Consider the following 21,393-nt stretch of genomic DNA (forward strand, 5'->3'; position numbering starts at 1 on the left):
CCGCGCGCGGCCAGCGCGGCCGACAGCGCGCGCGCCGCGCCGACGCCGAGCACCGCGCCGTCCACGCCCACCGTCGCACCGGCCGGCACATGCTCGGCCAGCCATTCGACGTGCGGCTGGGTTTGCTGGCCGCCCGTCATCTTCATCAGCTCGATGCCGGTGCCGGCCAGTTCGGCGGCGGCCTGCACCCAGTAGCGGCTGTCGACCCACAGGCCGGCGAACTCGGGCGTCACGACCAGCGTGCCGACCGAGCCGTTGAAGCCCGACAGCCAGCGCCGTGCCTGCCAATGCTCGGGCAGATATTCGGACAGATGGGGATCGGCGGACGGGACGAGGCAGGCAGCCACGCCTTCGCGCGCCATCGCGCCGCGCAGCAGGGCGATGCGGGCAGGAACGGGGGACAGGTCGGGATGACGGGCGTTCATGATGAATTCCAGTGAGGTGGGGTCAGCGGCGCGCCAGCACGCCGGTGGTCAGGGAGACGGCAACGAGCGCGGCCAGGGCGCAAACGGGCCATTCGAGCGTGCCGCCGTCGTAGAACAGGCCGGTGAGATTGCCGGCGAGCTTCGCGACGACCGCGCCGGCCAGGCCGGCCGCGAGCGCCGCGCGCAGGCCGCGCCGCGAGACGCGCGCCGGATGCAGCCACCAGCCCAGCCCGCCCACGGCAAGCCCCAATACGACAATGCCCAACCCGTTCATCCCGCGCCCTGTGTGTCGTTTCGCATCGCCGATGCGCCGCCCGGCCCGAACGAAACGCCTGCCGCCGCGCGGCCGGCCTCGGCGGTCTCCGGTGAGGGAATTATAAGAGTGCGACTGCCCGCGGGCTTGCCCCCGGGCGCCGGTCGAGTGTAAGGGGTCGATCAATCGCAGCGCAAGGCGACAGACGTGCCGCACCGGCCACGCCAGCCGGGCGCCGTCGTGCGCCGTCGGCGCGCCATGCATGGCCCATACGTGCACGCAAATGCCGACTATCTTGAAAAAGGACAGGAAATCGCGCCCCGGACGGTTGCCAACGGGCCGATTCGGGCGCATCGTACCGCCGATATTTGCACGCGCCGTGCTGCGACCTGGCGTCGCGCACCCTCACGGCGAACGAGGTTTTGGCGGCAAAAACGGCGCGCAACCGGCAGCAAGCGCCCGATTCGACCCCGCCGGCAGCGCCGCGCGACGGGCATCGCGCCGGATTGCCGGGGTTGCGCGCGCACCGCGGCACCCCGGAGAAGCCCGCCCGGCGGCGCTGGCAGTGACAAAATCGGCAAGACGCTATAATGCGCACCTAAACGATAGCCCCCGGATATGCAGCTCCTCACGATCGGAATCAATCATCACACTGCGCCCGTCGCCCTGCGCGAACGCGTAGCGTTTCCGCTCGAACAGATCCAGCCTGCACTGTCCACGCTCACCGGCGTCTTCATGGGGCGTCAGGCGCCGAACGCGCCCGAAGCCGCGATTCTCTCCACCTGCAACCGCACCGAGCTCTACTGCGCCACCGACGATCGCGCCGCGCGCGACGCCGCCGTGCGCTGGCTCGCCGAATTCCACGGCATCGCGCCCGACGAACTCGCGCCGCACGTCTATTCGCTGCCGCAATCGGAAGCGGTGCGCCATGCGTTCCGCGTCGCGTCGGGCCTCGATTCGATGGTGCTCGGCGAAACGCAGATCGTCGGCCAGATGAAGAACGCGGTGCGCACGGCCTCCGAGGCCGGCGCGCTCGGCACCTATCTGAACCAGTTGTTCCAGCGCACCTTCGCGGTGGCCAAGGAAGTGCGCACCACCACCGAGATCGGCGCGCAGTCGGTGTCGATGGCCGCGGCCGCCGTGCGGCTCGCGCAACGCATCTTCGAAAGCATCTCGGATCAAAAGGTGCTGTTCATCGGCGCCGGCGAAATGATCGAGCTGTGCGCGACCCACTTCGCCGCGCAATCGCCGCGCGAGCTCGTGATCGCGAACCGCACCGCCGAGCGCGGCGCGAAGCTGGCCGAGCGCTTCGGCGGCCGCGCCATGCCGCTCGCCGAGCTGCCCACGCGCATGCACGAGTTCGACATCATCGTGTCCTGCACGGCCTCCACGCTGCCGATCATCGGCCTCGGCGCGGTCGAGCGCGCGGTGAAGGCGCGCCGCCACCGGCCGATCTTCATGGTCGATCTGGCCGTGCCGCGCGACATCGAGCAGGAAGTCGGCGAACTGAAGGACGTGTTCCTCTACACCGTCGACGATCTCGGTGCGATCGTGCGCGAAGGCAACGCGTCGCGGCAGGCCGCCGTCGCGCAGGCCGAGGCGATCATCGAAACCCGCGTGCAGAACTTCATGCAGTGGCTCGATTCGCGCAGCGTCGTGCCGATCATCCGCCACATGCATACCCAGGCCGATGCCTTGCGTCGCGCCGAAGTCGAACGCGCCCAGAAGATGCTCGCGCGCGGCGACGATCCGGCCGCCGTGCTCGACGCGCTGTCGCAGGCGCTGACCAACAAGCTGATCCACGGCCCGACCTCGGCGCTGAACCGTACGAGCGGCGCCGAACGCGAGCAGCTGATCGACCTGATGCGCGGCTTCTACGCGCACGGCCCCCGCACCGAGCGTTAGCGCCGCCCCCGCGCGCATCGCGGCCGCACGCCGGCCGCCCGTCCCTTTTCCCTTTTCGATTCCTGCCCGGGAGCGTCGCTCCACATCATGAAAACGAGCATGCAAAGCAAGCTCGACCAGCTCACCACGCGGCTGGCCGAACTGAACGAATTGCTGAGCCGCGAGAACGTCACGGCCGATCTCGACCAATACCGGAAGCTCACGCGCGAACACGCGGAAATCGGCCCCGTCGTCGAGCAATACGCGCAATGGCGGCTCGCGCGCGGCGACGAAGCCACCGCGCAGGAACTGCTGGCCGACGCCTCGATGCGCGATTTCGCCGAGGAAGAGATCCGCGACGCGCGCGAGCGCATGGCGCAGCTCGAAGCCGATCTGCAGAAGATGCTGCTGCCGAAGGATCCGAACGACGAGCGCAACATCTTCCTCGAAATCCGCGCCGGCACGGGCGGCGACGAATCGGCGCTGTTCGCGGGCGACCTGCTGCGCATGTACTTGCGCTTCGCGGAACGCCAGCGCTGGCAGGTCGAGATGATGTCGGAGAGCCCGTCCGATCTCGGCGGCTACAAGGAAGTGATCGTGCGGATCGCGGGCCAGGGCGCCTATTCGCGCCTGAAGTTCGAATCGGGCGGCCACCGCGTGCAGCGCGTGCCGGCCACCGAAACGCAGGGCCGCATCCACACCTCGGCCTGCACCGTCGCCGTGATGCCCGAAGCCGACGAAATCGCCGAGGTCGAGATCAATCCGGCCGACCTGCGCATCGATACGTTCCGCGCGTCCGGCGCGGGCGGCCAGCACATCAACAAGACCGATTCCGCGGTGCGCGTCACGCACCTGCCGACCGGCATCGTGGTGGAGTGCCAGGACGACCGCTCGCAGCACAAGAACAAGGAGCGCGCGCTGAAGGTGCTGGCCGCGCGCATCAAGGACAAGCAATACCAGGAGCAGCACGCCAAGGAAGCGGCCACGCGCAAGAGCCTGATCGGCTCGGGCGACCGCTCGGAACGGATCCGCACCTACAACTTCCCGCAGGGCCGGATGACCGATCACCGCATCAACCTGACGCTCTACAAGCTCGAAGCGCTGATGGACGGCGATCTCTACGAGATGATCGCCACGCTCGTCAGCGAGCATCAGGCCGAACTGCTGGCCTCGCTCGGCGAAACCGACTGACGCGCGCCGGCCGCCCGCCACGAACATGAACGCCACCGCCTTCACCGCCGCCGCGCTGCTGCGCGCCTCGCCGCTCGACGCCGTCGATGCGCGCATCCTGCTCGGCCACGCGCTCGGCTGGACCCGCACGCAACTGATCACGCGCGCCGACGCGCCGCTCGACGCCGATGCCGCCGCGCGCTATCTCGCGCTCGAGGCGCGCCGGCTGGCCGGCGAACCGGTCGCGCAACTGGTGGGTTCGCGCGAATTCTTCGGCCTGGCGTTCGACGTCACGCCCGACGTGCTGATCCCACGCCCCGACACCGAGGCGCTGGTGGAAGCCGCGCTCGACGCGCTCGACGGCATCGCGATGCCGGCCGTGCTCGATCTCGGCACCGGCAGCGGCGCGGTGGCCGTGGCGATCGCCTCGGCGCGGCCCGACGCGCGCGTCTGGGCGCTCGACCGCTCACCGGCCGCGCTGGCCGTGGCGCGCGGCAATGCGCGCAAGCTGCTCGACCCGGCGCGGCCCGGCGGCCCGCTGCAGTTCCTCGACAGCGATTGGTACGGCGCGCTCGATCCGGCCGCGCGCTTCCACGCGATCGTCAGCAATCCGCCGTACATCGCGCAGCACGATCCGCATCTCGACCAGGGCGACCTGCGCTTCGAGCCGCGCGGCGCGCTGACCGACGACGCCGACGGCCTCAGCGCGATCCGCCGGATCGCCGCCGGCGCGCCGGCGTTCCTGCTGCCGCGCGGCGCGCTCTGGATCGAGCACGGCTACGATCAGGCCGCCGCGGTGCGCGAGATCGTCACCGCGGCCGGATTCGGCGAGGTCGCCTCGCGCGCCGATCTGGCCGGAATCGAACGCGCCACCGGCGGCCGGCGGCCCGCCTGACGGCGCGCCGGGCGCCGGTCGGCCCCGCCGAAATCCAGTATCATTTCCGTTCTCAGCCCCGCATCAGCAAGGTCATCATGGATACCCAACAACGCATCAAGCAAATCGTCGACGAAAACCAGGTCGTGCTCTTCATGAAGGGCACCGCGCAGTTCCCGATGTGCGGCTTCTCGGGCCGCGCCATCCAGATCCTCAAGGCCTGCGGCGTCGACACCATCAAGACCGTCAACGTGCTCGAAGACGAAGAAGTCCGCCAGGGCATCAAGGATTTCTCGAACTGGCCGACCATTCCGCAGTTGTACGTGAAGGGCGAATTCGTCGGCGGCTCCGACATCATGATGGAGATGTACCAGTCCGGCGAACTGCAACAACTGTTCGCGGCTGCCTGATCCTTCCCTCCGCATGGAAGCACGCCCCGCGCCGCCGCGGCGCCTGATCGTCGCGATCACCGGCGCGACGGGCGCGATCTACGGGATCCGCCTGCTCGACCTGCTGCGCGCGTCGGGCGGCGTCGAAACCCACCTGCTCGTGTCGGCCGCCGGCTGGCTCAACATCCAGCATGAACTGAAGCTCTCGAAGGACGAGGTCCATGCGCGGGCGGACGTCGTCCATTCGGTGCGCGATGTGGGTGCGAGCATCGCGTCCGGCTCGTTCGCGACCGACGGCATGGTGATCGCGCCCTGTTCGATGAAGACGCTCGCGAGCGTCGCGCACGGTCTGTCCGACAACCTGATCGCCCGCGCCGCCGACGTCGCGCTCAAGGAGCGCCGCCGGCTCGTGCTGATGGTGCGCGAAACGCCGTTCAACCTCGCGCATCTGCGCAACATGACAGCCGTGACCGAAATGGGCGGCATCGTGTTTCCGCCGTTGCCGGCGTTCTACGCGATGCCCGCCTCGATCGACGAGCTCGTCGATCACACCGTCACGCGCGTGATCGACCTGTTCGGCCTCGGTGCGCCGCGCACCGCGCCCTGGAACGGCATCCGTTCACCGGACTGATTTCCCCCGCTTTTCCTGTCGCGCCGCCCGGCATTCGCGCGGGCCGATTGACAACATAGAAGAATCAATCAAATCCTTCCGCGCCGATTTATCAAACGACCGGGTCGCTCTATAGTCGACACCAATCCGACATCGAGGTCCCCGTCATGAACCGCCTTCCGTCGCTCTACCTGTCCCACGGCGCGCCCACGCTGCCGATCGATCCCGCCCTGCCCGCCACCGCGTTCACGCATCTCGGCGGCGAACTGCCTCGCCCGAGCGCCGTGCTGATGCTGTCGGCGCACTGGAACACGCTCGCGCCCGCCGTCAGCGTCGCCCGGCAGCCCGAAACGATCCACGATTTTTACGGCTTCCCGCGCGCGCTCTACGAATTGCGCTATCCGGCGCCGGGCGCGCCCGAGCTGGCCAGCCGCGCGGCCGGCCTGCTCGACGCGGCCGGCATCGCCACCGCCACCACCGAATACGGCCTCGACCACGGCGCGTGGGTGCCGATGCTGCTGATGTTTCCGGAAGCGGACATCCCGGTCGCGCAGTTGTCGATCCAGCCGCGCGCCGATGCGGCGCACCACTTCCGCGTCGGCCGTGCGCTGCGCGCGCTGCGCGACGAGGGCGTGATGGTGATCGGTTCGGGCCAGATCACGCACAACCTGCGCGAGGCCGATTTCGGCGCGACGCCCGAGGATGCCGATCCGAGCGTAGCGGAGTTCACCGGCTGGTTCGAGGACAAGCTCGCGCGGCGCGACATCGACGCGCTGCTCGACTACCGCGCGCAGGCGCCGCACGCGGTGCGCATGCACCCGACCGACGAGCACCTGCTGCCGGTGTTCGCGGCGCTCGGCGCGGCCGATGACGATTACCAGCTCGGCATCCAGTCGCTCGGCACCTACCAGCGCGTGCTGGCGATGACGAACTACGTGTTCGCGCCCGGCTCGGCCTGACGCGCAAGCCCGCGCTGCCATGAAAAAACCCCGCCCGGTTCGCACCGGGCGGGGTTTTTCGTCGTGCCGCCAGAGCGGCCTGACGTTCGCGGACACTTACGCGCCGACGTTGTCGAGGATCTCGTCGTGCGACGAGCGCTCGTCGAGGTATTGCGTGCGGTAGCCCGTGTGGACGCCCCAGAAGTAGAACGCCAGCGAGATCGCCGCGACGATCAGCATGTCCCAGCCGTACGGCAGGACGCCCGAACCGCCGAACTCCTTGCTGCCGATCAGCGACAGCACGGCCATCGTCGGCAGATAGGCCACCAGCCACCAGGCCGCCTTCAGATCGGCGCCCCAGCCGCCCCAGCCCGACTTGGCCTGGAAGTAGAAGTACACCGGCAGCGCGACGACCATCAGCAGGATGATCTCGCCCGTCAGCGGCCACTTCGCCCAGTACAGGATTAGCGAGGCGCAGACGAACGCGAACGGCGCGATCAGGCTCATGCCGGGGATCTTCAGCGGACGATCGAGATCGGTCGCGGCGCGGCGCAGCGCCATCAGGCTGATCGGGCCCGTCAGGTACGAGATCACGGTCGCGACCGAGATCACCGCCGCCAGCGAGCTCCAGCCGCGGAAGAAGAACAGGAACACGAACGACACGAGCAGGTTGAACCACATCGCGTTGCGCGGCACGCCGTAGAGCGGGTGCACGTTGCCGAACATCTTCGGCATCGTGTTGTTGCGCTCCATCGCGTAGATCATCCGCGTGGTGGTGGCCATGTAGGTCGTGCCGGTGCCGCTCGGGCTGATGAACGCGTCGACGTACAGCAGCACGGCCAGCCAGTTCAGGTTCAGCGCGATCGCCAGTTCCGCGAACGGCGAAGCGAAGTTGAAGTGCTTCCAGCCCTTCGCGACTTCGGTCGGATCGACCGAGCCGATGTAGGCGATCTGCAGCAGCACGTAGATCACCAGCGCGAGCAGGATCGACGTGATCACCGCGAACGGCACGCTGCGCGCCGGGTTCCGGGCCTCGCCGGCCAGGTTCACCGGGCTCTGGAAGCCGTTGAACGCGAACACGATGCCGCTGGTCGACACGGCCGTCAGAACCGCCGACCAGCCGTAGGGCGCGAACGCATCGCTGGTGGTCATGCCGAGGTTATCGGAGTGGAAGCTCGTCAGCATCAGGCCGAGAATCGTCAGGCCCGGGATCAGGAACTTGAACACCGTGATCGCCGAGTTGGCGCGCGCGAACAGCTTCACGCCCCAGAAGTTCAGCATGAAGTAGATCACGACCAGGACCGCCGACAGCAGCAGCCCTGGTGTCGTCAACGATCCGTCGACGAACAGGCTGTGCGCCCAGTCATAGGGCCAGGTGCTCATGTACTGAATCGATGCCTCGGCCTCGATCGGGATCACCGAGACGATCGCGATCCAGTTCGCCCAGGCGCTGATGAAGCCGACCAGCGAGCCGTGCGAGTAGCGCGCGTAACGCACCATGCCGCCCGACTCGGGGAACATCGCGCCGAGTTCGGCGTACGCGAGTGCAATCGCCAGAATCACGATCGCGCCGATGACCCAGGCGCAAATCGCGGCGGGACCGGCGATCTTCGAGGCTTTCCAGGCCCCGAACAGCCAGCCGGAGCCGATGATCGACCCCAGACCCGTCAGCATGAGCGCGATCGGGCCGATGTTCCGTTGAATAGAACTATTCACAACTTCTCCTATGTCTCTCAAAAAGCCTTGTCATGACCCTGTCGAAGATCGTTCGACAGGCGCCGCGCCGGCATCTTTGGTAGGCGGTTGCCCTGCCCGGGACAACCCGCCCGTGCGGCGCGTAGTGTATATGGTTGCACCTCCCGCGTGGCGGCAAAATCGATCAGCCCCTACAAAAAAATGACCACCTCAGCAAGCTTTGTAAGCGTTATTCGTGGTATTTCTCGGGGTTTCCCTAGGAAAACGGGTTAGACGGTTGACCTGAGCTTCGATTGGACGTATAAAGCCCAAGCAGGATTTCAAGTGGCGAGTGAACAGGTTCTTTCGTAGTTCGCCCATCAACGGTACTCCGGTCGGCCCCATTACCCCCTTCCTTGATTTTCATGCACCTCCCGGGCGTTTCGCCCTGTCTCACATTTTTAGGAACAAGTTATGGCAACCGGCACCGTCAAGTGGTTCAACGACGCAAAGGGTTTTGGTTTCATCACGCCGGAAGGCGGTGGCGACGATCTGTTCGCACACTTCTCGGAAATCCGTGTCGACGGTTTCAAGACGCTGCAAGAAAACCAAAAGGTTGAATTCGAAGTGAAGACGGGCCCGAAGGGTCTGCAAGCTGCGAACATCAAGCCGGTCTAAGTTCGCGCGATATCTTCGCCTGAATAAAAAACCCCGCCTCGGCGGGGTTTTCGTTTTATCCGACCCGAATTCGTTTCGGGAAAAATGGATTCCGATTCACGAACATCGCTTCGCGTCGGAAAGGCCGCCAGCAGCGCGGCGCGGTGGCGAATGACATCGATTCGTGTCAGCCGCCGTCAAAGCGATCGGGCGCCGCAGCGCCCGTCAGTCGCAATTTGCGCTCCCGCGGGAGCGCGGTCGACTCAGTCCGCCAATCAGCCGAACAGCCGGCGCGCGTGAATGCCGAGGCCCGTCGCCACGCTGGCGAGACGGTCGCCGAACACCGGTTCGGCATCGGGGAACGCCCCGGCCAGCGCGCTCGACAGGAACGCGAGGCCGGTCGAACCGCCCGTGAAGTAGAGCGCGCTCACGTCGCGCGGCGCAATGCCCGCCAGACGCACGGTTTCGCGCGCCGCCTCGACGATGCGCGCCGTATCGTCCACGCTCGCCTGCACCAGGCTGGCCGAATCGAACGCGAGCTGCAGATGCTCCTCGATGTCGTGCAGATCGATCATCGTCTCCCCGCCCGCCGACACGCCGATCTTCGCTTCCTCGGCACGCGCCATCAGCGCATGGCCGAAACGCTGCTCGACCACCCGCACGAGCCGGTCGAACTGGCGCGCGTCCACGTACAGATGCTTCATCAGCTTCAGCTCGGCCAGCCGCTTCGGCGTGTAGACCGTGTTGATCAAGTGCCAGGTGGCCAGATCGAAATAGATCCGGTTCGGCAGTTCGCGCCCTTCCGGATCGAGCGAGCGATAGCCGAACGCCGGCATGATCGACGCCAGTTCGACGCGGCGGTCGTAATCGGTGCCGGCCACGTGCACGCCGTGATGGCCGAGCACGTCGTCCTTGCGTTCGAGCCGCGCCATGCGCTCCGGGCCGACGCGCACCAGCGAGAAGTCCGAGGTACCGCCGCCGATGTCGGCCACCAGCACCAGCGATTCGGCCGGCTGGCGCGACTCGTAGTCGAACGCCGCGGCGATCGGCTCGTACTGGAAATGCACGTCCTTGAGGCCCACCGAACGCGCCGCCGCCGCGAGCTGCTGCTCGGCCAGGCGGTCGGCGCGCGGATCGTCGTCGACGAAGAACACCGGCCGGCCCAGCACCGCGCGATCGATCGCGCCGCCCGAGCAGGCTTGCGCCTTCTGCGTCAGGTGCTGCATGAAGATCGCGATGACCTCGGTGTAGGCGATGCCGCTGCCGTCGCCGAGATCGGTGGTGGTTTCGGCGAGCGGCGAGCCGAGGATGCTCTTCATCGAGCGCATCAGGCGGCCGTCGAAGCCGTCGATGTAGGACGCCAGCGCGGCCCGGCCGAACTCGCGCGTGCCTTCGTCGTTGTTGAAGAAAATGGAGGTCGGCAGCGTCCGGTGCTCGCCCTCGACGGGCGCAAGCCGCATCGCCCCCGCGTTCGCCGGGTCCGGCAACGCAACGGCCGAATTGGAGGTGCCGAAATCGATCGCGCAATAGGTCATGGAGGCAGAGGCGCCGCCGGGGCGGGCATGAAGCGGAAAGGGGGGGTTTTTATCACAGAGCGCGGGCCGCTACAACGGGGGCGCCAACCGGAAATCGGGGACGGGTCGGTCAGCCCGCTTCGCCATGAAAAACGCGCGCCGCCCGTCGGGACGACGGCGCGGCGCGCGCGGCGGAGCGGCCACCCGCGCACGGCCCGGAACGGACCGCCGCGGCGCGGGCTCAGGCGCCCGTGTAGGGCAGCTTCCAGCCGTCGCGATACACCACCTCGCCGATCGCATTGCGCGTGCGCGGCGCGCGTTCGCGGTCGCGCAGCACCGGGTCGAGCTTGTCGGCATCGCCGTAGTGGCCGATCGAGATCAGCGCGACGATTTCCACGTCGGCCGGCACCTCGAACGCCGCGCGGAACGCCTTGGCATCGAAGCCGCTCATCTGGTGCGCGGCCAGGCCGAGCGCATGCGCCTGCAGCACCAGCGCCATCGCGGCCGCGCCCGTGTCGTAGAGCGCCGTGGTGCTGGGCTCGCCCTTCGAGGTCAGCGTGTGCGCCGTCACGGCGACCAGCACCGGCGCCGGCGCGTTCCAGGCCTGATTGAACGGCACCAGCGTGGCGAACGCCTTCTTGAACGCGGCCTCGTCGTGCGTGCGGTCGAACACCACGAAACGCCAGGGCTGCGCGTTGTAGGCCGACGGCGCCCAGCGCGCGGCTTCCAGCACGGCGTGCAGGTGCTCGCCGCTGACCGGCTCGTTCGAATAGGCGCGCGGGCTCCAGCGCCCGGCGATCAGATCGTGGATCGACACAGCGGTGGGTGCAGGTTTGACGGACATGCGATTCCTCATAGTCGAAAAAGGGGCACGGGCCCCGAAGAACCGCAAGGATAACCGTTCGTTGCGTCGCGCGTACGTTGGGCTTCGGGATTGCTAATCACGGCCCGGGAAATCGGGCGGCGGCGCCGCGCGCGGCCCGGCAGGACGGGCGCGCGCGGCGGCAGGCCGGGCCGCTTGCGCCACGTTGCGCCCGGCCCCGCACGACAGCTGCAGCGGCATCGCCCGGTTCAAGCCGCTTGCGGCACGTTGCGCGCGTTGCCGCGCTTGATGCGCAGCACGATCACCGCGCCGACGATGCACAAGCCGCCCGAGATCATCGATGCAAGCGTGTAGGTGCCGAGGCTCGCGCGCAGCAGGCCCGCGCCGAGCGTGGCGAACGCCGCGCCGAGCTGGTGGCCGGCCACGATCCAGCCGAACACGATCGGCGCCTTGTCCTTGCCCCAGATGTCGGTGGCGAGCCGCACGGTGGGCGGCACGGTGGCGATCCAGTCGAGGCCGTAGAACACCGCGAACAGCGGCAGCCCGAAGAAGTCGATGCCAAACGCGTGCGGCAGGTAGATCAGCGACAGCCCGCGCAGCCCGTAATACCAGAACAGCAGCACGCGGCTGTCGTAGCGGTCGGACAGCCAGCCCGACAGGGTGGTGCCGATCAGATCGAACACGCCCATCGCGGCCAGCAGCGACGCGCCCTGCACTTCGCTCATGCCGTAATCGCTGCACATCGCGATCAGGTGCGAGCCGATATAGCCGTTGGTGCTTGCGCCGCAGATGAAGAAGCTGAAGAACAGCAGCCAGAAATCGCGGCGGCGCGCGGCGCTGAACAGCGTCTCGAACGCGGTGGCGAGCGGGTTCTGCCGGGCGGCGGCCGGCGCGAGCGGCGCGTCGTCCGGTTCGCCGTAGGGGCGCAGTTGCACGTCGGCGGGCCGTTCCGGCACCAGCAGGAACACCAGCGGCACCGCGATCGCCAGCACCAGCGCCACCACCAGCACCACCGGGCGCCAGCCGTGCGACTGCGCGATCGAGGCCAGCAGCGGCAGGAACACGAGCTGGCCGGTGGCCGAACTGGCCGTCAGCATCCCCATCACGAGGCCGCGCCGCGCCACGAACCAGCGGTTCACGAAGGTGGCCGCGAGCGTCAGTGCGGCCACGCCGGTGGCGCTGCCGACCATCACGCCCCAGACCAGCATCATCTGCCAGGTGGCCGTCATCATCGACGAGAGCGCCACGCCCGACGCCATCGTCGCCAACGCGGCGAGCACGGTCGGACGCAGCCCGAAGCGCTGCATCGCCGCCGCCGCGAACGGGCCGGTCAGGCCGTACAGCGCGATGTTGATCGAGATCGCCAGCGAGATCGCCGCGCGGCTCCACCCCAATTCGTGCTCGAGCGGCACCATCAGCACGCTCGGCGTGGCCCGCGTGCCGGCCGACGCGAGCAGGACCAGGAACACGACCGCGCCCGCGATCCATCCGTAATGGAAGCGCCCACGGGCGCTCGCTGCTATCCACTTCATCCCGACCACTCCCGTTGCGGCCGCGCGGCGAGCGCCGGCGTTCCGATGCGTTGACACGAAACCGGCGCGTTACCGACCGGTCACAAGAGCTTGCGACTGTAGTTACCGGCCGGTAACATGTCAAGCGCCGTTCAATATTCACCCGCTTGAGCCAAGGTCATTTCCGATGAGCGCCTCCTCCACCAAATCCGCCGCCGCATCGCGCCGCACGCCCACCTCGGGCGCCAGCGCGCACACGCAACTGATCGACGCGGCCGAGCAACTGTTCTACCGGGAAGGCGTGCGGGCGGTCGGCATCGATGCGGTGGTCGAGCGAGCCGGCGTCAACAAGATGAGCCTGTATCGGCAGTTTTCGTCGAAAGACGAACTGGTGCTCGCCTACATCGAGCGCAAGAACGACGGCTACTTCGGCCGCTTCGACCGGCTCGCCGCGCAATGGCCCGACGATCCGAAGGCGCAGTTGCTGGCATACGTCGACGAACTGGCGCGGCGCACCGCGTCGCCCGATTACCGCGGCTGCCCGTTCGTCAACGTGGCGGTGGAGTTTCCCGACGCCGCGCATCCGGCGCGCGTGTCGGTGGCCGACAACAAATCGGAACTGAAGCGCCGCCTGATCGCGCTGGCCACCGGCGCCGGCGCGCGCGACCCGCTGGCGCTGGCCGACAGCATCGCGCTCGTGATCGAGGGCGTCTACGCGGCAAGCCAGACCTACCGCGCCGACGATACCCCGGTCGGCCGCGCGCCGCAGTTGGTGCGCGCCCTGATCGACGCGGCCTGCGCTTGAAGGGGGATCGGCCGGTGACACGCAGCCGGCCGTCGTGAATCGATCGCGCCATCGCCGCCGCCCGCAAGCCTCGAAAAAGCCGCCGCGCCGCGCCCGCTACAATGCCGGCTGCCCCGCCCGCACCGCCATGCCATGACCGACGCCCGCCAAACCATCCTCGACACCACGCGCCACTGGCTCACGCGCGCCGTGATCGGCCTGAACCTGTGCCCGTTCGCCAAGGCCGTCCACGTCAAGGAACAGATCCGCTACACGATCAGCGAGGCCACCGGCTTCGAGGACGCGCTCGCCGATCTCGAACCGGCGCTGCGCGAGCTGGCCGAGGCGGATCCGGCCGAGGTGGACACCACGCTCGTGATCTATCCGCACGCGCTGGCCGATTTCGACGAATTCAACGATGCGATCCATTTCGCCGACCGCCTGCTCCGGCAATTGCGGCTCGACGGCGTGCTGCAGATCGCAAGCTTCCACCCGCACTATCGATTCGACGGCAGCGAGCCGGACGACATCGAGAACTACACGAACCGCGCGCCGTATCCGATCCTGCATCTGCTGCGCGAGGCGAGCCTCGACCGCGCCGTGGAAGCGTTCCCGGACGCGGCCGACATCTACGAACGGAATCAGGACACCTTGCGGCGGCTCGGCCACGCAGGCTGGCAGGCATGGATGACGGGCGGCGAAGGCGGCCCGGAGAAGGCCGGCGGCTGAGCGCAGGCGCGAACGACGAAGGCGGGAGAAACGCCCGCGTTCAGGCGCCGGCGGCTTCGGGCGCCTCGGGCGCGAAGAAACGCGCATCCAGCTCGGCCAGCCCGAACATCGCGAGGATCTCGCCCAGGCGCTCGCTGGCCTTGCGGCGCGGCAGGTTCTTGTATTGCGCGATGATCAGCTCGTTCTTCATCGAGTGTTCCCAGCCCACCAGTTCCGTCACGCTGACCTGATAGCCGTGCGCTTCGAGTTGCAGGCAGCGCAGCACGTTGGTGATCTGGCTGCCGAATTCGCGCGTGTGCAGCGGATGACGCCAGACTTCCGTCAGCGCGTTGGCGAGCGACTTGCCCTTGTTCCTGCGCAGCACACCGGCCACTTCGGCCTGGCAGCACGGCACCAGCACGATGTGGCGCGCCTGCTTGGCCAGCGCGAAGCGGATCGCGTCGTCGGTGGCGGTGTCGCACGCGTGCAGCGCGGTCACCACGTCGATCGTCGCGGGCAGCTTCGGCGAGGCGATCGAATCGGCCACCGACAGGTTCTCGAACGACATCCCGCCGAACCCGAGCCGCGTCGCGAGCGCGGCCGAACGCTCGACCAGTTCCTCGCGCGTCTCGATGCCGTAGATGTGCGAGCCGTCGGCCGGACGCGACTTGAAGAACAGGTCGTACAGGATGAAGCCCAGATAGGACTTGCCCGCGCCGTGGTCGACGAGGCTCACGCCGCCTTTATCGGCGGCGACGTTCTCGAGCAACGGCTCGATGAACTGATACAGGTGATAGACCTGCTTGAGCTTGCGGCGGCTATCCTGATTCATCTTGCCGTCGCGCGTCAGGATATGGAGTTCCTTGAGCAGCTCGACCGATTGCTCGGGACGGACTTCGTAGGTCTTGTTCGACATGGTGCTGACGGCCGGGCCGCCCCACTGAAGCGGCGCGAACCCGGCGAAATACGGATGGAATGGGCGCAGTTTACCGAAATTCGCGCGGCTGGCCTCAGGCGCGCGCGCCGAGCCGCCAGAGCGAGGTGATTTCGGCCGAGCGGGCGCGGTGCAGCGGATCGTTGGCGTCGGTGGCCTTCGGGTGAACCGGCTTGATGTCCTCGCGGCCCAGCACGGCGAGGCCCGCCGCGTCGATCCAGCCGAGCAGCGCCTCGCGCGTGCGCAGGCCCAGGTGCTCGGCGAAATCGGACAGCACGAGCCAGCCCTCGCCGCCCGGCTCGAGGTGATCGGCCAGCCCGGCCAGGAAGCCCTTCAGCATGCGGCTGTCGGGATCGTAGACGGCATATTCGATCGGCGAACTGGGCCGCGCCGGCACCCACGGCGGGTTGCAGACCACCAGCGGCGCGCGGCCCTCGGGGAACAGGTCGGCCTTGACCAGTTCGACGCGCGCGGCCAGGCCGAGCCGGTCGAGGTTCTCGGCCGCGCAGGCCAGCGCGCGCGGGTCGAGATCGGTGGCCACCACGCGCTGCACGCCGCGCCGCGCGAGCATCGCCGCGAGCACGCCGGTGCCGGTGCCGATATCGAACGCCAGCGCGGTGGACGGCAGCGGCGCGCGCGCGATCAGCTCGACATATTCGCCGCGCACCGGCGAGAACACGCCGTAATGCGGATGGATGCGCCCGCCGAGCGCCGGAATCTCCACGCCCTTCTTGCGCCATTCGTGCGCGCCGATCAGGCCCAGCAATTCGCGCAGCGACGCCACCGATGGATCGCCGCCCGCGCCGTACGCTTCGGCGCAGGCCTCGTGCAGATCCGGCGCGCGGCGCAGCGGGATCGTGTAATCAGCGTCGAGCGGGATCAGCAGCATGCCGAGCGTGCGGGCGCGTTGCGACTGGCCGAGCCGGTGCAGATTGAACGCGTCCGTCGACGAATCGGCCGCTTTCTTCGGCCGGCGATCGATGCGGCGCGCCATCGCCTGCAGCAACTGGCGCGCGTTCTGGAAATCGCCCTGCCAGACCAGCGCCGTCCCTTCGCAGGCGAGCCGGTACGCGGCGTCGGCCGTGGTCGTGTCGTCGGCAACGGCGACGCGCCTGGGCGGCGGCGAGCCAGCCTCGGAGCGCCAGCGCAGCGAGCGCTCGGCGCCGTTCGCGTCGATGAAATGAAGGGTCGGATAGTCGGTCACGGCAGTCGGCAAAAACAATCGGGTGAAACGAAAACGCGCGGCGCAATACGCAACATTGCGCGCCGCGCACGCCGGATTATCGCTCGCCGGGCGCCATTGCCCCAAGCGCCGCGATGCGGTGCAGCATGGCCGGCCGCCGCCGTTCGCTCAATACCCGCCGTAAGCGGGCGCGACCGGCCATGTCAGCGAGCCGGCATCGGTGAACCGCATCCCGCCGAACACGCCCGACGACAGCTTGCCGCGCAACCGGTACGGGATCCGCCCGGCCGAGGCCGCATCGGCGAACGCGAACGCCTGGCGGGCCGCGGCGAACGCCGTCACCGTGATCGGCACGCTCACGACGGCCTCGCCGAAGCGCGGCACGGTGCCGCGCGCATCGCTGACGCCGCTCGCGAACGCGCGGTCGTTGAGGTCGAGATCGAGCGCGATGCCGTCGTAATCGATGGGCGTGCCGTTCGGGTTCTGCACGCGCAGCCGCAGCGCGAAACGCATTTCCAGCCCCTGCCCCGGCAGCGGATCAAGCCCCACCACGCCCACCCGCAGCGGATCGCCGCCGAGCGTCGCGCAACCGCCGATCGGCAGCGATCCCGCCCCCACGCCCGCCAGGGCCAGCCAGCGCATCGCGTCACGACGCCGCATCGTCCGTTCTCCATCCGTTGACCGTATCCGCACTGTACCCGCGCGCCGCCGCGGAGTGCCAGGCCTCAGCCGTTCGCCGCCGCATGCCGCCACGCCGGCTCGGCGAACCAGACGCGCAGGAATTCCACCAGCGCCAGCGTGCGCGCGCTGCCGCCCGATTGCTGGCGCAGCAGGTGGATCGTCGCGTCTTCCGGCTGCGGCGCCGCGCCGTCGATCTCCAGCGCGACCAGCAGCCCGTTGCGCAGCGCCGCCCCGGCCAGCCAGGTCGGCAGGTGCGCGATGCCGATGCCCTCGATCGCCGCCGCCAGCAGCGCCTCGGAGTGGTTGCTGCGAAAGCGCGGCGCATCGGGCGGCACGCGCCGCGCGCCGAACCGCCACGCGCCGGGCGGCGGCGAGCCGTGCCAGGCGAGGCAATCGTGGCGCGCGAGTTCATCGAGCGAGGCCGGCGCGCCGCGCGCGGCCAGGTAGGCAGGGCTCGCGCACAGCACGCGCACCTGCGGCGCGAGCGTGGTGGCGACGAAACGCGTGGCCGCCACCGGCCCGATCCGCAGCGCCAGATCCACGTCCGAACCGAGCCGGTCGCCGGGCAGGTCGACCATGCTGTCGGTCAGCACGAGCTCCACCACGATCGCCGGATGACGCCGCATGAACGCCGACACGGCCGGCATCAGATGCAGCCGCCCGAACGGCGCGGGGCAGTCGATCCGCACCAGCCCGCCCGGCTCGTCGCGCTGCCGGTGCAGTTCGGCCTGCAAGCCGCGCATGCCGGCCAGCAGCGCCTTGGCGCGCTCGTACAGCAACTGGCCGGCCTCGGTCGGCCGCATCGCGTGGGTGCTCCGGTGCAGCACGCGCACGCCGAGCTGCGCTTCGAGCTGATCGATGCGCCGCGCGACCGACGACGCCGCCACGTCGTGCCGGCGCGCCGCCGCCGAAAAGCTCTGCATTTCGACCACGTCGACGAACACGGCCAGATGCGGGGAAAGAATGGATTCCATGGATGTGTCGCCCGGCAACATGCCGAGGCCTTTGCGTTTTTTGCAAAGCGATGATGCGCCTTTGCGGATTTCCGCGTCAACGCCGGGTGCCTAGACTGGCATCCATTCACTGACCAACAAGGAATTCCGCCATGCAACGCATCGTGCTCGACACCGCCGCCCGCGACATCGAATCGCTCGCCGCCCCGATCCAGGACGCGCCCTCACCCGTCGTCGCCGACGGCCAGATGCTGATCGACATCCACGCCGCCGGCGTCAACCCGAGCGACGTGAAGGCCGCGCTCGGCAACATGCCGCACGCCGTCTGGCCGCGCACGCCGGGCCGCGACTGGGCGGGCGTGGTGCGGCTCGGCCCGGCCGACTGGGTCGGCGCGCAGGTCTGGGGCTCGGGCGGCGAACTCGGCATCCGCCGCGACGGCTCGCATGCGCAGCAACTGCTGGTGGATGCGGCCCAGGTGCGCCGCAAGCCGGCCGCGATGTCGCTCGACGAAGCCGCCGGCGTGGGCGTGCCGTTCATCACCGCCTACGAGGGGCTGCGCCGCGCGGGCCTGCCGCAGGCGGGCGAAGTGGTGCTGGTGTTCGGCGCGAACGGCAAGGTCGGGCAGGCCACGATCCAGTTGGCCAGTGCGCGCGGGGCGCGCGTGATCGGCGTGGAACGCACGGCGGGCGCCTATCGCGGCCACGCCACCGGCTCGGTGACGGTGCTCGATGCGTCGAGCCAGGACATCGCCGCCACGGTGCGCGAACTGACCGGCGGCCACGGCGCGGACATCGTCTACAACACGGTCGGCAGCCCGTACTTCGCGGCGGCCAATGCGTCGATGGCGATCGGCGCGCGCCAGATCTTCATCTCGACGCTGGAGCGCAGCGTGCCGTTCGACATCTTCGCGTTCTACCGCGGCCAGCACACGTTCGTCGGCGTCGATTCGCTGGCGCTCGACGGCGTGGCCTGCGCGCGGATCCTCGACGAACTGGCGCCCGAGTTCGAGACCGGCACGCTGCGGCCGTTCCCGATCACGGCGGATCACGTCTACCCGCTCGACGGCGCGCACGACGCCTATCGCGCGGTGCTGGCCGGCGCGCGCGAACGCGTGCTGATTCGCCCGTGAGCGGCGCGGCGGCAATCAAGGGGAGACGCACGATGATCGACTATGCGGTGTCGATGGGGGTGGGGCTGGGCGTGGGCGTGCTGTACGGCGTGCTGAACGTGCGCTCGCCGGCCCCGCCGCTGATCGCCCTGATCGGGTTGCTCGGCATGGTGATCGGCGAGACGGCGGTTCGCTGGTTGCGGTGAGGGTGCGGCTGCGGCAATAGCCGGTGTCGCTGCGATGGCCGGTGCCGCTGCGATAGCCGGAGTCGCTGCGATGGCCGGTGCCGCTGCGATGGCCGGTGCCGCTGCGATGGCCGGTGCCGCTGCGATGGCCGGAGTCGCTGCGATGGCCGGTGCCGCTGCAACGCCCGGTGTCACGGCAATGGCCAAGGCCGCTGCAATGGCCGAAGCCGCCGCAACGGCCGGAGCCCCGGCCGAGCCGGCTCAGCGGTCGCCGCGCCGCCGGAACGCCCACCACGCGGTGAGCGCGGTGAACATCGCGACGAACAGCACCATCAGCCAGAAGCCGTGCTTGTTCTCGGCGAGCGGCACGCCGCCCACGTTCATGCCGAAGAAGCCGGCCACGATGTTGATCGGCAGCGCGATCACGGTGACGATCGTCAGCGTGAACAGCGTGCGGTTGTTCTGTTCGTCGAGCCGCGAGGTGATCTCTTCCTGCAGCAGCTTGATGCGCTCGACCAGCCCGGCCAGATCGGCCAGCACCAGCGAGAACTCTTCGGTCGATTCGCGCAGCTCCTGCACGTCCTCGCCGAGCAGCCAGGCGGGCGGCTTGGCCAGCAGCCGGAAAATCGAACCGGGTTCGGGCGCCAGCATCCGCTGCAGGCGCGTCAGTTGCCGGCGCATCGAGCCGAGCTGATCGCGGTTCGCGGTCGGGCGCTCCGAGAGGAAGCGATCCTCGATGCGGTCGATGTCGACGCTCGCGCGCCGCACGATGTGCTGCATCACGTCGGCCTGATCGCGCAGCAGGTGAATCAGCAGTTCGGTGGGCGAGCGGAAGCGTTCGCCCTGGCGCACGCTCTCGCGCAGCGTGTCGACCGAGCGCAGCGGCTTGAGCCGCGCCGTCACCATCATGCGGCGGTCGATGTAGACCCACAGCGTCGACACTTCCACCGCCTCCATGTCGAGGCTGAACATCACGTCGTTGACCACCGCGCGCAGCACGCCGTCCTGCTGCTCGATGCGCGTGGAGTGCGAGCCTTCCCGCAGGAACTCGTAATAGGTTTCGGGCAGATCGAGATTGGCCCGCATCCAGCGCTCGCTCGCGCCGTGCGCGAGGTTGAAGTGCAGCCACTGAAAATCGCCCTTCGCGTCGCCCGCTACCGGCACCTCCTCGAGCTCGGCACTGGCCGCACCGGCGTCGACCGGCACGCCGGCCGAATCCGGCGTGAAGCGGAACGCGCACACCATGCCGCTCATGTCGGCGCCGTAGGTGGGAATGATCATCTCTGGTTTCATCGACTGTCCTGCGGGATTCTGTCTTCGGCTTGCCGCTTGCATGCATGTTTCGCCGATGCGCGTGTCAGCGTGATGGCGCGTCATGGAATCGCCACGAACGCGTCGCTTCGGCACGACAGGGCGCGATCCGCGAAAGCATCCTGAAAGCACGGCGCATCCGGCGAGGCGCACCGGCCACGAAGCATAGCGAAAGACGGGAGGAACCGCGAATCGATCGGCTGCGCGCCGCGATAGCGGCACGGCGATGAAGCGGGGAGGCGGCGCGAAAGAAGCGCGGTGGAAGGCTGGCCGAAGCGGCAATCAACGCGGCAATCGAAACGGCGGCCGGCGGCGGCTGCGCCCCGGCCGCGCGCGCGGCGCAGGACGCGTGCCGGCCCGCGATCAGGGCTGGTGGCTGGTGTTCGCCGAGCTCGGGCAGGCGGCGTCCTTGCCCCAGTGGCCGTCGCAGACGCGCCAACGGCACAGTTGATCCTCGAAGAAGCCGCGCTGCCCGCACTCCTTCACGCGTGCCGCGAGCGAGCCGCCGGCGTCGGCCGAGGCCACCTTGGTCACGCCGTCCTTGCCGCGGTGCTTCGCCGGCGCGGGCGGGCCCGGATCGGCCGGCTTGGTGCGCGAGACGAGCGCGGCCAGCAGATCGACATCGGGATCGTCCTTCTTGCCGCGCTTCGCGGCCGCTTCGAGCTGGCGCTCGTGACGCTTCTTCGCGGCCAGTTCCTGCCGGTCGTGCGCGGCCTGCCGCTTCGCCTCGGCGGCGGCGAGCCGCGCCTCGGCCTTCGTGGCGGGCTTGGATTCGGACTTCGAGCCGGCCTTGGCATCGGCATGCGCGTGCGTGTCCTTGCCG

Annotated in this window: 22 protein-coding genes and 1 pseudogene; 11 read left to right on the forward strand and 12 right to left on the reverse strand. The window is 68.9% G+C overall.

Annotated features, from left to right (window positions below; genetic code table 11):
* Both G3N92_RS16615 and G3N92_RS16620 read right to left on the reverse strand, forming a co-directional pair.
* A partial coding sequence (locus tag G3N92_RS16615; protein ID WP_206128630.1) for an aminopeptidase P family N-terminal domain-containing protein occupies positions 1-425 on the reverse strand: 425 nt, incomplete at its 3' end.
* Between the two features lie 22 nt (positions 426-447).
* Complete coding sequence (locus G3N92_RS16620; RefSeq protein WP_206128631.1) at positions 448-699, reverse strand: hypothetical protein; 252 nt, start codon at positions 697-699, stop codon at positions 448-450.
* Positions 700-1,296: 597 nt separating this feature from the next.
* Here G3N92_RS16620 and hemA point away from each other — a divergent pair.
* The 6 genes from hemA (at position 1,297) to G3N92_RS16650 (ending at position 6,564) form a co-directional block, all read left to right on the forward strand.
* Positions 1,297-2,583, forward strand: coding sequence for a glutamyl-tRNA reductase (hemA, locus tag G3N92_RS16625; RefSeq protein ID WP_206128632.1), 1,287 nt, complete (start codon positions 1,297-1,299; stop codon positions 2,581-2,583).
* Between the two features lie 87 nt (positions 2,584-2,670).
* Positions 2,671-3,753, forward strand: a complete 1,083-nt coding sequence (gene prfA / locus G3N92_RS16630) for a peptide chain release factor 1 (protein ID WP_206128633.1) — start codon at positions 2,671-2,673, stop codon at positions 3,751-3,753.
* Between the two features lie 25 nt (positions 3,754-3,778).
* Positions 3,779-4,627, forward strand: coding sequence for a peptide chain release factor N(5)-glutamine methyltransferase (prmC, locus tag G3N92_RS16635; RefSeq protein ID WP_206128634.1), 849 nt, complete (start codon positions 3,779-3,781; stop codon positions 4,625-4,627).
* A gap of 77 nt (positions 4,628-4,704) precedes the next feature.
* On the forward strand, positions 4,705-5,016 hold the full coding sequence (gene grxD / locus G3N92_RS16640; protein ID WP_206128635.1) for a Grx4 family monothiol glutaredoxin: 312 nt from the start codon (positions 4,705-4,707) through the stop codon (positions 5,014-5,016).
* Between the two features lie 13 nt (positions 5,017-5,029).
* Complete coding sequence (locus G3N92_RS16645) at positions 5,030-5,626, forward strand: UbiX family flavin prenyltransferase (protein WP_206128636.1); 597 nt, start codon at positions 5,030-5,032, stop codon at positions 5,624-5,626.
* Positions 5,627-5,772: 146 nt separating this feature from the next.
* Positions 5,773-6,564 carry a class III extradiol ring-cleavage dioxygenase gene (locus G3N92_RS16650; RefSeq protein WP_206128637.1) on the forward strand — a complete coding sequence of 264 codons (792 nt, stop codon included), beginning with the start codon at positions 5,773-5,775 and terminating at the stop codon, positions 6,562-6,564.
* A gap of 96 nt (positions 6,565-6,660) precedes the next feature.
* Here G3N92_RS16650 and G3N92_RS16655 read toward each other — a convergent pair whose 3' ends face one another.
* Entirely contained in the window at positions 6,661-8,259 is a 1,599-nt protein-coding gene (locus G3N92_RS16655) for an APC family permease (protein WP_206128638.1), read from the reverse strand.
* A gap of 432 nt (positions 8,260-8,691) precedes the next feature.
* Here G3N92_RS16655 and G3N92_RS16660 point away from each other — a divergent pair, with 432 nt between their 5' ends.
* Positions 8,692-8,895, forward strand: coding sequence for a cold-shock protein (locus tag G3N92_RS16660; RefSeq protein WP_206128639.1), 204 nt, complete (start codon positions 8,692-8,694; stop codon positions 8,893-8,895).
* Between the two features lie 254 nt (positions 8,896-9,149).
* Here G3N92_RS16660 and G3N92_RS16665 read toward each other — a convergent pair whose 3' ends face one another.
* The 3 genes from G3N92_RS16665 to G3N92_RS16675 form a co-directional block, all read right to left on the reverse strand.
* Complete coding sequence (locus tag G3N92_RS16665) at positions 9,150-10,409, reverse strand: Hsp70 family protein (protein ID WP_206128640.1); 1,260 nt, start codon at positions 10,407-10,409, stop codon at positions 9,150-9,152.
* A 220-nt stretch (positions 10,410-10,629) separates the two neighbouring features.
* Positions 10,630-11,232, reverse strand: coding sequence for a nitroreductase family protein (locus tag G3N92_RS16670; protein WP_206128641.1), 603 nt, complete (start codon positions 11,230-11,232; stop codon positions 10,630-10,632).
* A gap of 227 nt (positions 11,233-11,459) precedes the next feature.
* On the reverse strand, positions 11,460-12,743 hold the full coding sequence (locus G3N92_RS16675; RefSeq protein WP_206128642.1) for an MFS transporter: 1,284 nt from the start codon (positions 12,741-12,743) through the stop codon (positions 11,460-11,462).
* A gap of 166 nt (positions 12,744-12,909) precedes the next feature.
* Here G3N92_RS16675 and G3N92_RS16680 point away from each other — a divergent pair, with 166 nt between their 5' ends.
* Positions 12,910-13,527, forward strand: a complete 618-nt coding sequence (locus G3N92_RS16680) for a TetR/AcrR family transcriptional regulator (protein WP_206128643.1) — start codon at positions 12,910-12,912, stop codon at positions 13,525-13,527.
* Positions 13,528-13,659: 132 nt separating this feature from the next.
* Positions 13,660-14,235 carry a DUF1415 domain-containing protein gene (locus G3N92_RS16685; RefSeq protein ID WP_206128644.1) on the forward strand — a complete coding sequence of 192 codons (576 nt, stop codon included), beginning with the start codon at positions 13,660-13,662 and terminating at the stop codon, positions 14,233-14,235.
* Positions 14,236-14,275: 40 nt separating this feature from the next.
* Here G3N92_RS16685 and G3N92_RS16690 read toward each other — a convergent pair whose 3' ends face one another.
* The 4 genes from G3N92_RS16690 to G3N92_RS16705 form a co-directional block, all read right to left on the reverse strand.
* Positions 14,276-15,130: an SAM-dependent methyltransferase gene (locus G3N92_RS16690; protein WP_206128645.1), complete on the reverse strand. Its 855-nt coding sequence runs from the start codon at positions 15,128-15,130 to the stop codon at positions 14,276-14,278.
* A gap of 94 nt (positions 15,131-15,224) precedes the next feature.
* Positions 15,225-16,352 carry a class I SAM-dependent methyltransferase gene (locus G3N92_RS16695; protein ID WP_206128646.1) on the reverse strand — a complete coding sequence of 376 codons (1,128 nt, stop codon included), beginning with the start codon at positions 16,350-16,352 and terminating at the stop codon, positions 15,225-15,227.
* Positions 16,353-16,499: 147 nt separating this feature from the next.
* Complete coding sequence (locus tag G3N92_RS16700; RefSeq protein WP_206128647.1) at positions 16,500-16,991, reverse strand: LEA type 2 family protein; 492 nt, start codon at positions 16,989-16,991, stop codon at positions 16,500-16,502.
* Positions 16,992-17,056: 65 nt separating this feature from the next.
* The gene (locus G3N92_RS16705; RefSeq protein ID WP_206128648.1) at positions 17,057-17,986 is read right to left on the reverse strand and encodes a LysR family transcriptional regulator; all 930 of its coding nucleotides are present in this window, start codon (positions 17,984-17,986) and stop codon (positions 17,057-17,059) included.
* 131 nt (positions 17,987-18,117) lie between these two features.
* On the opposite strand from G3N92_RS16705, the gene G3N92_RS16710 reads away from it, so the two are divergent.
* Entirely contained in the window at positions 18,118-19,095 is a 978-nt protein-coding gene (locus tag G3N92_RS16710) for a zinc-binding alcohol dehydrogenase family protein (protein ID WP_206128649.1), read from the forward strand.
* A gap of 32 nt (positions 19,096-19,127) precedes the next feature.
* Positions 19,128-19,280 carry a DUF1427 family protein gene (locus G3N92_RS16715; RefSeq protein WP_206128650.1) on the forward strand — a complete coding sequence of 51 codons (153 nt, stop codon included), beginning with the start codon at positions 19,128-19,130 and terminating at the stop codon, positions 19,278-19,280.
* 240 nt (positions 19,281-19,520) lie between these two features.
* Here the strand turns inward: G3N92_RS16715 and G3N92_RS16720 are convergent, their stop codons facing one another.
* Entirely contained in the window at positions 19,521-20,552 is a 1,032-nt protein-coding gene (locus G3N92_RS16720; protein WP_206128651.1) for a transporter, read from the reverse strand.
* A gap of 381 nt (positions 20,553-20,933) precedes the next feature.
* Positions 20,934-21,393: pseudogene (locus G3N92_RS16725) on the reverse strand (phage tail protein); the annotation flags it as partial.

Origin of the sequence: Burkholderia sp. Ac-20379 (genome assembly GCF_017104645.1) — a bacterium.
Taxonomy (GTDB): Bacteria; Pseudomonadota; Gammaproteobacteria; order Burkholderiales; family Burkholderiaceae; genus Burkholderia.